Here is a 13833-nt window from a genome sequence, read left to right on the forward strand (position 1 = left end):
CCGCCTCCGCCGGCCCCGGCCGCCCAGACCCTGATGGTCAGGACTTTCAGGAGGCCCGGGGCGCTGCCGGGAACCGTGAAGGTGACCTGGCCCGGAGACGTGAAGGTGAACCGCTGGGGCGGTTGAGCCGCAGCGCTGTCAGCGCCCAGGATCGGCGGGAGCAGACCGCCCACCAGCGCTGCCACGCCTACGCCGACCCATCGTCCCCGGACCGCGTGTTTCTGCCGGTTCATCAATTTCCGCATCATGCGGCGCCTCCCCTGGCTCGTACGTGCACTGCGTGCACTCCCATGGGGATTGTTGGCGCGGCCGAACGACGCCAATGCTCCGAGGAGGGGTGTGAAAGAGCAAACGAAGGGCGCCCGGTGGTGGTCACCGGGCGCCCTTCGTTGTCGTGGACGAGACGACTACAGCTTCTCGATCACGTAGTCGACGCACTTCGTCAGCGCCTCGACGTCCGCCGGGTCGATCGCCGGGAACATCGCGATACGCAGCTGGTTGCGGCCGAGCTTGCGGTAGGGCTCGGTGTCGACGATGCCGTTGGCGCGCAGGACCTTGGCGACGGCGGCCGCGTCGATCTCGTCGGAGAAGTCGATCGTGCCGATGACCTGCGAGCGCTTGGCCGGGTCGGTGACGAACGGGGTGGCGTACTTGCTCTCCTCGGCCCAGCTGTACAGGCGGGTCGAGGAGTCCTTGGTGCGAGCGGTGGACCAGGCCAGCCCGCCCTGGCCGTTGAGCCACTTCAGCTGCTCGTTGAGCAGGAACAGGGTGGCGAGGGCCGGGGTGTTGTACGTCTGGTTCTTGCGGGAGTTGTCGATCGCCGTGGGGAGGCTGAAGAACTCCGGGACATGGCGGCCGCTCGCGTGGACGCGCTCGGCGCGCTCGATGGCGGCCGGCGAGAAGACGCCGATCCACAGGCCGCCGTCGGAGGCGAAGGACTTCTGCGGGGCGAAGTAGTAGACGTCCGTCTCGGACACGTCGACCGGGAGACCGCCGGCGCCGCTCGTCGCGTCCACGAGGACGAGGGCGCCCTCGTCGGCGCCGGTCACCCGCTTGATGGGCATGGCGACACCGGTGGAGGTCTCGTTGTGGGTGAAGGCGTAGACGTCGACGCCGGCTTCGGCCTGCGGCTCGGGGTGGGTGCCGGGGTCGGTGGCGATGACGGTGGGCTCGGCCAGCCAGGGGGCGAGCTTGGCGGCCTTGGCGAACTTGGAGGAGAACTCGCCGAAGCTGAGGTGCTGGGACTTGTTCTCGATCAACCCGTGGGTGGCGATGTCCCAGAAGGCGGTGGAGCCGCCGTTGCCGAGGACGACCTCGTAGCCCTCGGGGAGCGAGAACAGCTCGGAGATACCCTCTCGCACCTCACCGACCAGGTTCTTGACCGGCGCCTGGCGGTGGGAGGTGCCCAGCAGGGACGTACCGGTGGCGGCGAGGGCGTCCAGCGCCTCGGTGCGCACCTTGGAGGGGCCCGCGCCGAAACGTCCGTCGGCGGGCTTGATGTCAGCGGGAATCTGGATGTCGGCCACGAGTCGGAGAGTATCCGGTGGGCGAAACCGGGCGGAACCGTGTCCGTCCGATGAGACAAGATCGTCGAACTGTGGACCGTGCATTGATACGACTGAATCAGTACGACGATATGGGCGAGGCTGTGGAAAAGTCTCGGTGACTGTGCGTGAGCGGATGCATCCTGGACGCATGACGGAACACTCGGGTCGCTCGGGTCTGGAAGCGGAGCTGCGCAGGGCCGTCCGGGGTGAGGTCGGCTTCGATGTCACCTCCCGGGCGCTGGTCACCATGGACGCGTCCAACTACCGGCGTGTCCCGGCGGGCGTCGTCGCTCCGGGAGACGCCGACGACGTGGCCGCCGTGCTGGAGGTGTGCCGGGCGCGCGGGGTGCCGGTGGTGGCGCGCGGCGGGGGCACGTCGATCGCCGGGCAGGCGACCGGCGTCGGCGTGGTGCTGGACTTCACCCGGCACATGAACGGCCTGCTGGAGCTGGACCCGGGCACGCGCACGGCCGTCGTGCAGCCCGGCCTGGTCCTCGACCGGCTCCAGGAGGCCGCCGCCCCGCACGGCCTGCGTTTCGGCCCGGACCCGTCCACGCACAGCCGGTGCACCCTCGGCGGAATGATCGGCAACAACTCCTGCGGCTCGCACTCGGTGGCCTGGGGGACGACCGCGGACAGTGTGCGGGAGCTGTCCGTCCTCACCGCGCGCGGGCACCGGCTGCGGCTCGGGCCGGACTGGGCGGGCGCGCCCGAGGGGCTGCGCGAGCTGGTGGCGGGCGACCTGGCCCGGCTGCGTACGGGCTTCCCTGACCTGCCCCGCCGTATCTCCGGGTATGCGCTGGACGCGCTGCTGCCCGAGAAGGGCGCGGATGTCGCCCGCTCCTTCTGCGGCTCGGAGGGCACGCTGGGGGTGGTGACCGAGGCGGTCGTGCGGCTGGTTCAGGCCCCACGTGCGCGTGCCCTGGCCGTGCTGGGGTACGGCGACGAGAGCGCCGCCGCCGAGGCCGCCGCCGGTCTGCTGTCATGGGGCCCACTGACCGTGGAGGGCATGGCGGCCGACCTGGTCCGCTCACCGGCCGGGCTGCCGCAGGGGGGTGCCTGGCTGTTCGTGGAGACCGGCGGGGAGTCGGCGGCCGAGGCACGCGCGCGTGCGGAGGAGATCGTCCGGGGCGCCGACGTGGTCGACTCCCTGGTGGTGACGGACCCGGCCGCCCAGCGGTCCCTGTGGCGCATCCGCGAGGACGCGAGCGGTACGGCGACCCGTATGCCGGACGGCTCCGAGGCCTGGCCAGGCTGGGAGGACTGCGCGGTGCCGCCCGCCCGGCTCGGCGACTATCTGCGTGACTTCCGCGTGCTGCTGTCGGCCCACGGCCTGCGCGGCACGCCCTATGGCCACTTCGGCGACGGCTGTATCCACGTCCGTATCGACTTCGACCTGCTCACCGAGGCCGGCATCGGCCGCTTCCGCCGCTTCTCCGAGGAACTGGCCGACCTGGTGGTGGCGCACGGTGGCTCGCTGTCCGGGGAGCACGGCGACGGACAGGCCCGCGCGGAGCTGCTGCCGCGTATGTACGGCACGGAGACGGTCCGGCTCTTCGAGCGGGCCAAGGCGCTCTGGGATCCGGACGACCTGTTGAACCCGGGGATGCTGGTCCGCCCGGCGCGGCTGGACGAGAACCTCCGCTTCGCCGTGCTGCCCCGCGACCCGGTCGAGGTGGCCTTCGGCTATCCGGCGGACGACGGCGACTTCCGCGCCGCCGTGCGCCGCTGCGTAGGCGTCGCCAAATGCCGTACGACGACCGTGTCGGGCCCCGCCGTGATGTGCCCGTCCTTCCGCGTGACCGGCGAGGAGGAGCACTCCACGCGGGGCCGGGCCCGGCTGCTGCACGAGATGCTCGCCGGTGAACTGGTCACCGACGGCTGGCGTTCGACGGAGGTCCGCGACGCCCTCGATCTGTGCCTGTCCTGCAAGGGCTGCCGCTCCGACTGCCCGGTCGGTGTCGACATGGCCACCTACAAGGCGGAGTTCCTCCACCACCACTACGCCGACCGCCGCCGCCCCGCCGCACACCTCAGCATGGGCCGCCTGCCGCAGTGGCTCCGCTGGATCGCCATCACACACACGGCTCCGCTGCTCAACGCCCTTGCGGGAGTGGGTCCGTTGGCGCGTGCGGGCAAGCGCCTGGGCGGGATCGCGGCCGAGCGGGAGATTCCCCGACTGGCGACGCGCACGTTCAGCGGGTGGTGGCGCGCGAGGGAGCCGGTCCGGGGCGCGGGGGGGATGGGAGCCGGTGGTCCGGGTCCGGGCGGCTCCGGCCCGGGCGGGTTCGGGTCAGGCGGTTCGGGGCCGGTTGGTTTGGGGCAGGGCGGTTTGGGCCCGGTTGGTTCGGGGCCGAGTGGCTTCGGCCCGGGCGGGTTCGGGTCAGGTGGTTTGGGTCAGGGTGGTTTGGGTCCGGATGGTTTGAGTCAGGGTGGTTTGGGTCTGGGTGGCTCCGGCATGGGTGGTTCGGGGCCGGGTGGCTTCGGCCCGGGCGGGTTCGGGTCAGGTGGTTCGGGGCCGGTTGGTTCGGGTCCGGGTGGTTTGGGGCAGGGCGGTTTGGGTCCGGGTGGTTTGGGGCAGGGCGGTTTGGGTCCGGATGGTTTGAGCCAGGGTGGTTCGGGTCTGGGCGGATCCGGCTCGGATGGCTCGGGCCTCGACGGATCCGGCTCGGATGGCTCGGGTCTGGGCGCCTCCGGCACGGATGGCTTGGGCCCCGACGGCTCCCGCTCCGGGGCCCTGGTCGTGCTCTGGCCCGACACCTTCACCGAGCATCTGTCCCCGGCCGTCGGCCGGGCCGCTGTCCGGGTGCTGGAGGCCGCCGGGCTGCGCGTGGCTCTTCCGCCGACGCTGCTGGTGCGCGGGGGAGGGATCGGAGCCGGCCGGGCCAGGTCGGCCGCCGCGCTACTCACCGCTCGCCGAGCCCGCGTCTGCTGCGGCCTCACCTATATCTCCACAGGCCAACTCGACCGCGCCCGTGCGGTCCTGCGCCGCACACTGGACCTGATGGAGCCGGTGCTGCGGGCCGGAGTCCCCGTCGTCGTACTGGAACCGAGCTGTGCGGCGGCCCTGCGCACCGACCTGCCCGAGCTGCTGCACGACGATCCGCGAGCCGCCCAACTCTCCTCGGCCGTCCTCACCTTCGCCGAGACCCTGCAGCGCCACGCCCCGCACTGGACCCCGTCCGCCCTGAACCGCCCGGTCGCCGGCCAGACCCACTGCCACCAGCACGCGGTGCTCGGCGACACCCCCGACCGCCGGCTGCGTGAGGCCGCGGGCCTCACCGGCGAGCTGAGCGGCGGCTGCTGCGGACTCGCGGGCAACTTCGGCTTCGAGAAAGGCCACTTCGAGGTGTCCAGAGCATGCGCGGAAGAACAACTGCTCCCGTCGGTCCGGCAGGCGCCCGAGGAGACCGTGATCCTGGCCGACGGCTTCTCCTGCCGCACACAACTGGACCAGCTGGCGGGCGTACGGGGACGGCATCTGGCCGAGGTACTGGCGGAGGCGCTGGAGAAGGAGACGGGGAGTTGAGAGGGATTCGGCCCGTGACCGTCGCCGGCACTCGCACTGAGTACGTCGATGTAGGCGCTGGAAGAGAAACCGGGGGTGGTGAAGTGACGGCGGAGCACACCCGCTTGGCGGTCCTGTCCGACATCCATGGTGTGCTGCCCGCCCTGGAGGCAGTCCTCGCAGAGCCCGAGGTGGCCGCCGCCGACCGGATCGTCCTCACCGGCGACATCACGGCAGGTCCCCAGCCGGCCGAGGTTCTGGACCTGTTGCGCTCGCAGGGCGAGAGGGTGCTGTGGCTGGCGGGGAACGCCGACCGTGAGCTGGTGGAGTACCGGCGCGGCGACCGGACGGAGATCCCCGACCCCATCGGCCCGTTCGCGGCCCGGGAACTCCGCGACGACCAGGTCGACTTCCTCTCCGGCCTGCCCCGCACGCTCACCCTGCGCGTCCGCGGCCTCGGCACGGTCCTGTTCTGCCATGCCACTCCGCGTGACGACGAGGAGCTGGTGCTGGTGGATTCCCGCCCCGACCGCTGGGCGGAGGTCTTCACCGGCCTCGACCCCGGCATCGGCACGGTCGTCTGCGGCCACACCCACATGCCCTACGTCCGCCTCGCGCACGGCCGCTTGGTGGTCAACCCGGGCAGCGTCGGCATGCCCTACGGCCGCCCCGGCGCCCACTGGTGTCTCCTCGGCCCCGGCGCCGACCTCCGCGTGACGCCGTACGACATACCGGCGGCAGTCGCCCGGCTCACCGCGGAATGCGCCTACCCGGACATCGCCGAGTGGGCCGGCTACTTCCTGCACGCCCGGGCGACGGACACGGAGGTGCTCGCGGCCTGGGGACCGAAAGCCGGCTCATAAGGCAGCGCTCAGGTTCATAAGAGAAATCTCAGGTTCGAGTGAGTCTCTCAGGAACCGCCAAGGTATTCACAGCACCCCTTTGCCAATTTTGCCGTTCGGACTCTCCGGTGGCGTGTAGGTTCTTCGATGTCGGGAGCCGGACGCGGAATTCTCGAACACAAGAACCTCGAATCACTAGGAGTCGGAATGAGCTTCAAGAAGCTTGCCCCGCTGCCCCCCAAGCCCAACAAGCAGCTTCCCCCGCCGCCGAAGCCGAAGCCGAAGAAGCACGCGCCGAAGCCGCCGCTGCCCAAGCCGTTCCCTGGCCAGGACCGCTGATCCGGCGCTGAGTCGAAAAAGGGCCGATGGTGCACCGTCGGCCCCTTTTGGTTGCAGTCAGGATGGTGATTCAGAAGGGAACCCGTGATGGGTGGACGGATGGACGAAGAGATGGATGAAGGGGGTGACGAATTCGAGTACGACACCCCCGCCATTCCAGCCCGTACCGCATTCCGCTGTTTCTGGCCGCTGACCAGAGGGCTCAGAAAGTGGCTGCTCGTCGTCTGGGTGTGCACGGTGCTCGCCGCGCTCGCCGAGACCGAGGCCATCCTGCTGTTCAGCGACCTCACCGACCACGCCCTGCAGAAGGGCTCGCTGGCCGCGTTCTGGAGCCCGGCGGGCACATGGCTGGGCATCGCCGTGGCCGGCGCGATCGTCGCCTACTGCGGCAACTCCCTCGCCGCCTGGGTGACCGAGCGGTTCGTGCTGCGGCTGCGCGAGCACGTCTTCGACCATGTCCAGCAGCTGCCCCCGCACTTCTTCCAGCGCCACCGCCAGGGCGATCTGCTCTCCCGGCTGACCAGCGACGTCGAGGCGATCGAGACGCTGGTCGTGTCCGGCCTGGTCGGCGCCGCCTCGGCCGCCTTCTCCGCGCTCTTCTACGCGGTCGCCGCGTTCTGGCTGCGCTGGGACCTGGCCGCCGCCACCTTCGTCCTCGCGCCGCTGTTCTGGCTGGCTGCCCGCCGCTTCTCCGGCTCCATCAAGGACGTCTCCCGCGCGGGCCGCGTCGCCGACGGCGCGATCACCTCCGTGGTGGAGGAGTCCCTCGGCAACATCGTGCTCACCCAGGCGTACGACCGCCGGGACGCCGAGCGGCGCCGCCTGCGCGAGGAGGCGTCCGCCTGGTTCCGCGCCTCGGTCCGCTCCACCCGCCTGAACGAGGCGTACGAGCAGCTCGTGCAGGTCATCGAGACGGTCTGCGTGCTCGCCGTGATCGGCATCGGCGCGTGGGAGATCTCCACCGGCCGGATGAGCCTCGGCCAGCTCCTCGCCTTCGCCGCCTTCCTCGGCTACCTCTATCCGCCGGTGCGCGGCCTCGCCCAGCTGGGCCTCACCGTCACCGCCGCCACGGCCGGCGCCGAGCGGCTCATCGAGATCCTGGACGTCCGCCCCTCGGTCACCGATCCCGGGCGCCCTTCCGACACCGGCCGCCCGGACGGCACGGTGGAGGTCCGCGGCGTCACCTTCCGCTACCCGGGCGCCGGGAAGACCGCCCTCGAAAACCTCTCCTTCACCGTCAGCCCCGGCGAACTGGTGATCGTCACCGGCCCGAGCGGCGCCGGCAAGTCCACCGTCTCCAAGCTCCTGCTCCGCTTCTACGACCCGGACGCCGGTGAAGTCCTCCTGGACGGTGTACCCCTGCGGGACTTCCCACTGGCCCGTCTGCGTGAGTACGTCACACTGCTACCCCAGGAAACCCTGGTGCTGCACGACACAGTGCGCGCCAACATCGCCTGCGGCCGGCCCGGCGCCAGCGACCGGGCGATCGAGCAGGCGGCGCGGGCGGCCGACGCCCACGACTTCATCGTCCGCCTCCCCGACGGCTACGACACCAAGGTGGACCCCAACTCGGCCCGCCTGTCCGGCGGTCAGCTCCAGCGCCTGGCCATCGCCCGCGCGATCCTGCGCGACGCCCCCGTCCTGGTCCTGGACGAGCCGACGACCGGCCTGGACGCGATGGCCGCCCGCCGCGTCGTCAAACCCCTGCGCCGTCTGATGACGGGCCGTACGACGATCATGATCACCCACGATCTCAACCTCGCCCCCGACGCCGACCGCATCCTCGTCGTGGACCGGGGCCGGATCGTGGAGACCGGCCGCCATGACGAACTCCTCGCCCGGGGCGGCGCGTACGCACGGCTGTACCGCTCGCAGAACAACGCCGTGATGGACACGGGCGAGCTGCGCATGCCGCTGTGGGAGGAGACGCCGGCGCCGGTCCCGGCACCCGCGTACGACCACGGACCGGGATGCGAGCCGTACCCGCCCGCGGGGACCTGGGCCGGGCCCGCCTGCGAGTCTTCCCGTCAGCCCGCCTCCGAGTCCTACGGAGAGGTGCCCTCGTACCTCCCCGACGGCCGCCCCCTGTTCCGTGACGAGGAGGCCTGGCCGGCGATCTGATCCCACCATGCGGGACAGTTGCTTAAAGGGTTCACGGTCCTGTCGAAGTCCATTACCCTGGACCTGGTAGTCCATCGAGATGAACGAACCCGATCAAGCACCAGGACCGCCCGTGACCGCCACTCCCACCTCCAGCACCGCCACGCAGCCCCAGGTCACGCCCGCAGAAGGGCACCACCGCCTCGACTCACTCGGTCCCGTGGGCCTGGTGCTGGCCGGCGGTATCTCGGTCCAGTTCGGCGGCGCCCTCGCGGTGACCCTGATACCCCGGGCCGGCGCCCTGGGTGTTGTCACCCTCCGCCTCCTCGCGGCGGCTGTGGTCCTCCTCCTGTTCTGCCGACCCCGGCTGCGCGGCCACTCGCGCGCCGACTGGGGCACGGTGCTCGCCTTCGGTGTCGCGATGGGCGCGATGAACGGCCTCTTCTACTCGGCGGTAGCCCGTATCCCGCTGGGCCCGGCGGTCACCCTGGAGGTCCTCGGCCCGCTGGCCCTGTCCGTCCTGGCCTCCCGCCGTGCGATCAACGCGGTGTGGGCGGGCCTGGCCCTGCTCGGGGTCTTCCTGCTGGGCGGCGGAGGCTTCGGCGACCTCGACCCCACAGGTGTCGCATTCGCCCTGGGTGCAGGGGCCATGTGGGCGGTCTACATACTCTTCAGCGCCCGTACGGGCCGCCGCTTCCCGCAGGCGGACGGCCTGGCCCTCGCCATGGGGGTGGCGGCGCTGCTGTTCCTCCCCATCGGCATGGCCTCGGCAGGCACCCGCCTCCTGAACCCCACCACCCTCGCCCTCGGTTCGGCGGTGGCCCTGCTCTCCTCGGTCCTGCCCTACACCCTTGAACTCCTCGCCCTGCGCCGCCTCCCCGCTTCCACCTTCGCCATCCTGATGAGCCTCGAACCGGCGCTGGCGGCAACGGCCGGCTTCCTCGTCCTCGGCCAGTCCCTGTCCCCGACGGAGGCCGCCGCGATCGCCCTGGTCATCGCGGCCAGCATCGGCGCGGTACGCACCCAGGTGGGCCGAGGCAAGGCCCGGGTGGAACCGACACCGGAGGCCTGACGCCAGACATTCAGGGCGCGGGCGCAGTCGATCTCGCCGCCGTGCTGTCGGGTGTGGGCGCCGCCGGTGTGCCGCTGCCCGAGCACCGGATCGTGGTCTTCGGCACGGGCACGGCCGGTACCGGCGTCGCCGACCCGATACGGGACGCCCCGGTGACCGAAGGTCTCACCACCAAACAGGCCACTGTGCGCTTCTGATGCGTCGGCCGGTAAGGGCTGCCCACCACCGGGGCGACAAGCTCCGTGACCTCCAGCAGTTCTACGCCCGCCCCGCCGAGGCCGACGGCTGGTTCCACGACGACGGCCCAAATTAATGCAAGCACGCTTGATTGTTTCTGTCCCCGCTGCCATGCTCCCCCCATGGCCGACCCGACGCCCGTCATCGACGACCTGCGTGCCGAGAGCGAGGAACTCGCCCTGCTCGTGGCTGAGTTGAGCCCCGAGCAGTGGGCGCTGCCCACCCCCGCGCCCGGCTGGACCGTAGCCCACCAGATCGCGCACCTCGCCTGGACCGACCGCTCGGCTCTGCTCGCCGTCACCGACGCGGACGCCTTCCGGGCGCTGGTCGAGAAGGCGCTCACCGCCCCCGACTCGTTCGTGGACGAGGGCGCGGCGGACGGCGCCCGGCTCGCGCCGGCCGAGCTGCTGCGGACATGGCGCGAAGGACGCGAGGCCCTCGACCGGGTGCTGCGTGCCGCGCCGCCCGGCGCCCGTTTTCCCTGGTACGGCCCGCCCATGTCTGCCGCCTCCATGGCCACCGCCCGCCTTATGGAGACCTGGGCTCACGGCTTGGACATCGCCGACGCGCTGAATGTGGTCCGCGCACCCACCGACCGGCTCAAGCATGTGGCCCGGCTCGGGGTCCGTACCCGCGACTTCGCCTACACCGTCCACGGGAGCACACCCCCCGCAGAAGAGTTCCGTGTGGAACTCACATCTCCCACCGGCGAGTTGTGGGCATACGGCCCCGAAGGCGCCGCGCAGCGCGTCACCGGCCCCGCCCTTGACTTCTGCCTCCTCGTCACCCAGCGCGCCCACCGCGCCGACCTCGCCCTGACCGCCGTCGGCCCCGACGCCGACCACTGGCTGGACATCGCGCAGGCCTTCGCGGGGCCGCCCGGCACCGGCCGCGCGCCGCAGGGGGCCGAGCGGTGAAGGCGGCCCTGCGCATCGGCAACTTCTCCGGCTTCTACGGCGACCGCGCAGGCGCCCTGCGCGAGATGCTCACCGGTGGCGAACTCGATGTCCTCACCGGCGACTACCTCGCCGAACTCACCATGCTGATCCTCGCCCGTGACCGCCTGAAGGACCTTTCCGCCGGATACGCCCGCACCTTCCTGCGCCAGCTGGAGGACTGCCTCGGCCTCGCGCACGAGCGTGGGGTGAACATCGTCACCAACGCCGGAGGGCTCAATCCCGCCGGACTGGCCACCCGGGTCAGGGAGTTGGCCGACCGGCTCGGCATCCCGGTCAATGTCGCGCACGTCGAGGGCGACGACCTCACCGCCACCCATCCCGGCGCGCTCGCCGCCCACGCCTACCTCGGCGGCTTCGGCATCGCCGAGTGCCTGCGCGCCGGCGCGGACGTCGTCGTCACCGGGCGTGTGACCGACGCGGCCCTCGTCACCGGCCCGGCCGCCGCCCACTTCGGCTGGCGGACAGGGGAGTACGACCGGCTCGCGGGCGCCGTCGTCGCCGGACATGTGCTGGAGTGCGGGACGCAGGCCACCGGCGGGAACTACGCGTTCTTCCGGGAGGGCGACGTACGCCGCCCCGGTTTCCCGCTCGCCGAGATCCACGCCGACGGCAGCAGCGTCATCACCAAGCATCCCGGCACCGGCGGCATGGTCGACGTCGGCACGGTCACCGCGCAGCTGCTCTACGAGACCGGCGGCGGCCGGTACGCCGGGCCCGACGTCACCGCCCGGCTGGACACCGTACGGCTGAGCCAGGACGGGCCGGACCGGGTGCGGATCGAGGGGGTGCGCGGCGAGGCGCCGCCGCCGACGCTCAAGGTCGGCCTCAACCGGCTCGGCGGCTTCCGGGGCGAGGTCGCCTTCGTCCTCACCGGACTCGACATCGAGGCCAAGGCCGAACTGGTGCAGGCGCAGCTCTCCGACGCGCTCGCCAAGCCGCCGCCCGCAGAGGCGCGTTGGGAGCTGGTCCGCACCGACCGGGCCGATGCCGGCACCGAGGAGACCGCGAGCGCCGTGCTGCGGCTCGTCGTACGGGACGCGGACGAACGGGTCGTCGGGCGCGCGCTGAGCGGAGCGGCCGTGGAGCTGGCGCTGGCCAGCTACCCGGGCTTCCATATGCTGTCCCCACCGGGAAAGGGCGCCCCCTATGGGGTCTTCGAGGATGTGTACGTCCCCCATGGCGCCGTAGACCATATGGCCGTCCTCCACGACGGACGCCGTATCCCTATGGCGCCGCCCCAGGACACCCGGCCCCTGGACGCCGTACCGGAACCGGCCCTCCCGGACCCGCTCCCCTCCGGCCCGGCCCGGCGCGCGCCCCTCGGGCTGGTCGCCGGGGCCCGCAGCGGGGACAAGGGCGGGAACGCCAACGTCGGCGTGTGGGCCCGCACCGACGAGGCCTGGCGGTGGCTCTCGCACGCGCTGACCGCCGAAAGGTTCCGGCAGCTGATCCCCGAGAGCCGGGACCTGCCCGTCACCCGGCACCTGCTGCCGAACCTGCGCGCGGTCAACTTCGTCGTCGAGGGCATCCTCGGCGCGGGCGTCGCCGCGCAGGCCCGCTTCGACCCGCAGGCCAAGGCCCTCGGCGAATGGCTGCGCTCCCGCCACCTGGACATCCCGGAGGCCCTGCTGTGACCACCTTGACCTCGGCCCTGGATCCGAGCGGCGCCGACTACCGCGCGCACCGCGAGGCCATGCTCGCCAGGCTCGCCGGACTCGACGCCGAACACGCCAAGGCGCTCGCGGGCGGCGGCGAGAAGTACGTACAACGGCACCGGAAGCGGGGCAAGTTGCTCGCCCGGGAGCGGATCGAGCTGCTCCTCGACCCCGACACGCCCTTCCTGGAGCTGTCCCCGCTGGCCGCCTGGGGCACTGATTACACCGTGGGCGCCTCGCTCGTCACCGGCATCGGAGTGGTCGAGGGCGTGGAGTGCCTGATCACCGCCAACGACCCGACCGTGCGCGGCGGCGCGAGCAACCCGTGGAGCCTGAAGAAAGCCTTGCGCGCCAACGACATCGCCCTCGCCAACCGCCTCCCCTGCATCAGCCTGGTGGAGTCCGGCGGCGCCGATCTGCCGTCCCAGAAGGAGATCTTCATCCCGGGCGGCGCCATCTTCCGCGACCTCACCCGCCTCTCCGCCGCCGGCATCCCCACCATCGCCGTCGTCTTCGGCAACTCCACCGCCGGCGGCGCCTACATCCCCGGCATGTCCGACCACGTGATCATGGTCAAGGAGCGCGCGAAGGTGTTCCTCGGCGGGCCGCCGCTCGTGAAGATGGCCACCGGCGAGGAGAGCGACGACGAGTCCCTGGGCGGCGCCGAGATGCACGCGCGCGTGTCGGGTCTCGCCGACTACTTCGCCGTGGACGAGCCGGACGCGCTGCGGCAGGCGCGCCGGGTGGTCGCCCGCCTGGGCCACCGCAAGGCGTACGACGATCCGGGCCCGGCGGCCCCGCCCAAGTACGACCCGGAGGAACTTCTCGGCATCGTCCCGGGTGATCTGAAGATCCCCTTCGACCCGCGCGAGGTCGTCGCCCGGATCGTGGACGCCTCCGACTTCGACGAGTTCAAGCCGCTGTACGGGACCAGTCTGGTGACCGGCTGGGCGAGCCTGCACGGCTACCCGGTCGGCATCCTGGCGAACGCCCAAGGGGTCCTGTTCAGCGCCGAGTCGCAGAAGGCCGCCCAGTTCATCCAGCTCGCCAACCAGCGCGACATCCCGCTGCTCTTCCTGCACAACACCACCGGCTACATGGTCGGCAAGGAGTACGAGCAGGGCGGGATCATCAAGCACGGCTCGATGATGATCAACGCGGTCAGCAACAGCCGGGTGCCGCATCTGTCGGTGCTGATGGGCGCGTCGTACGGCGCCGGGCACTACGGCATGTGCGGCCGCGCCTACGACCCCCGCTTCCTGTTCGCCTGGCCCAGCGCCAAGTCCGCCGTCATGGGCCCGCAGCAGCTCGCCGGGGTGCTGTCCATCGTCGCCCGCCAGTCGGCCACGGCCAAGGGGCAGCCGTACGACGAGGACGCGGACGCCGCCCTGCGTGCCATGGTGGAGCAGCAGATCGAGTCCGAGTCGCTGCCGATGTTCCTGTCCGGGCGGCTGTACGACGACGGCGTCATCGACCCGCGCGACACCCGCACCGTGCTCGGTCTGTGTCTGTCCGCGATCCACACCGCGCCCTACGAAGGCGCGCGCGGTGGCTTCGGCGTCTTCCGGATGTGA

Annotated in this window: 11 protein-coding genes; 9 read left to right on the forward strand and 2 right to left on the reverse strand. The window is 71.6% G+C overall.

The genetic code is table 11. The features are described 5' to 3' along the window. Together M878_RS98960 and serC are read right to left on the reverse strand one after the other, a co-directional pair. Window positions 1-248, reverse strand: a 248-nt coding sequence (locus M878_RS98960) for a hypothetical protein (protein ID WP_209445551.1), incomplete at its 3' end; no start/stop codon positions are given. Between the two features lie 159 nt (window positions 249-407). Then, window positions 408-1526 (reverse strand): phosphoserine transaminase, encoded by a 1119-nt coding sequence (gene serC, locus M878_RS72285; protein ID WP_023549396.1) that lies wholly within the window; start codon window positions 1524-1526, stop codon window positions 408-410. Between the two features lie 169 nt (window positions 1527-1695). On the opposite strand from serC, the gene M878_RS000000100100 reads away from it, so the two are divergent. From M878_RS000000100100 to M878_RS72315, 9 genes are all read left to right on the forward strand, one after another. Beyond that, window positions 1696-5076 carry an FAD-binding and (Fe-S)-binding domain-containing protein gene (locus M878_RS000000100100; protein WP_023549397.1) on the forward strand — a complete coding sequence of 1127 codons (3381 nt, stop codon included), beginning with the start codon at window positions 1696-1698 and terminating at the stop codon, window positions 5074-5076. 83 nt (window positions 5077-5159) lie between these two features. Next, window positions 5160-5918, forward strand: coding sequence for a metallophosphoesterase family protein (locus M878_RS72290; RefSeq protein ID WP_023549398.1), 759 nt, complete (start codon window positions 5160-5162; stop codon window positions 5916-5918). Between the two features lie 186 nt (window positions 5919-6104). Beyond that, the gene (locus M878_RS000000101080) at window positions 6105-6236 is read left to right on the forward strand and encodes a hypothetical protein (RefSeq protein ID WP_023549399.1); all 132 of its coding nucleotides are present in this window, start codon (window positions 6105-6107) and stop codon (window positions 6234-6236) included. A 111-nt stretch (window positions 6237-6347) separates the two neighbouring features. Beyond that, entirely contained in the window at window positions 6348-8357 is a 2010-nt protein-coding gene (locus tag M878_RS72295; protein ID WP_037730791.1) for an ABC transporter ATP-binding protein, read from the forward strand. Window positions 8358-8436: 79 nt separating this feature from the next. Next, window positions 8437-9408 (forward strand): EamA family transporter, encoded by a 972-nt coding sequence (locus tag M878_RS72300; protein WP_031225509.1) that lies wholly within the window; start codon window positions 8437-8439, stop codon window positions 9406-9408. A gap of 41 nt (window positions 9409-9449) precedes the next feature. Beyond that, window positions 9450-9605 (forward strand): malic enzyme-like NAD(P)-binding protein, encoded by a 156-nt coding sequence (locus tag M878_RS94625; RefSeq protein WP_023549402.1) that lies wholly within the window; start codon window positions 9450-9452, stop codon window positions 9603-9605. Window positions 9606-9767: 162 nt separating this feature from the next. Beyond that, window positions 9768-10562, forward strand: a complete 795-nt coding sequence (locus M878_RS72305) for a TIGR03084 family metal-binding protein (RefSeq protein WP_023549404.1) — start codon at window positions 9768-9770, stop codon at window positions 10560-10562. Next, window positions 10559-12238, forward strand: a complete 1680-nt coding sequence (locus tag M878_RS72310; protein WP_023549405.1) for an acyclic terpene utilization AtuA family protein — start codon at window positions 10559-10561, stop codon at window positions 12236-12238. The genes M878_RS72305 and M878_RS72310 overlap by 4 nt, the downstream gene beginning before the upstream one ends. Next, entirely contained in the window at window positions 12235-13833 is a 1599-nt protein-coding gene (locus tag M878_RS72315; protein WP_023549406.1) for an acyl-CoA carboxylase subunit beta, read from the forward strand. Before M878_RS72310 ends, M878_RS72315 begins: the two co-directional genes overlap by 4 nt.

Source organism: Streptomyces roseochromogenus subsp. oscitans DS 12.976 (genome assembly GCF_000497445.1).
GTDB classification, from domain to species: domain Bacteria; phylum Actinomycetota; class Actinomycetes; order Streptomycetales; family Streptomycetaceae; genus Streptomyces; species Streptomyces oscitans.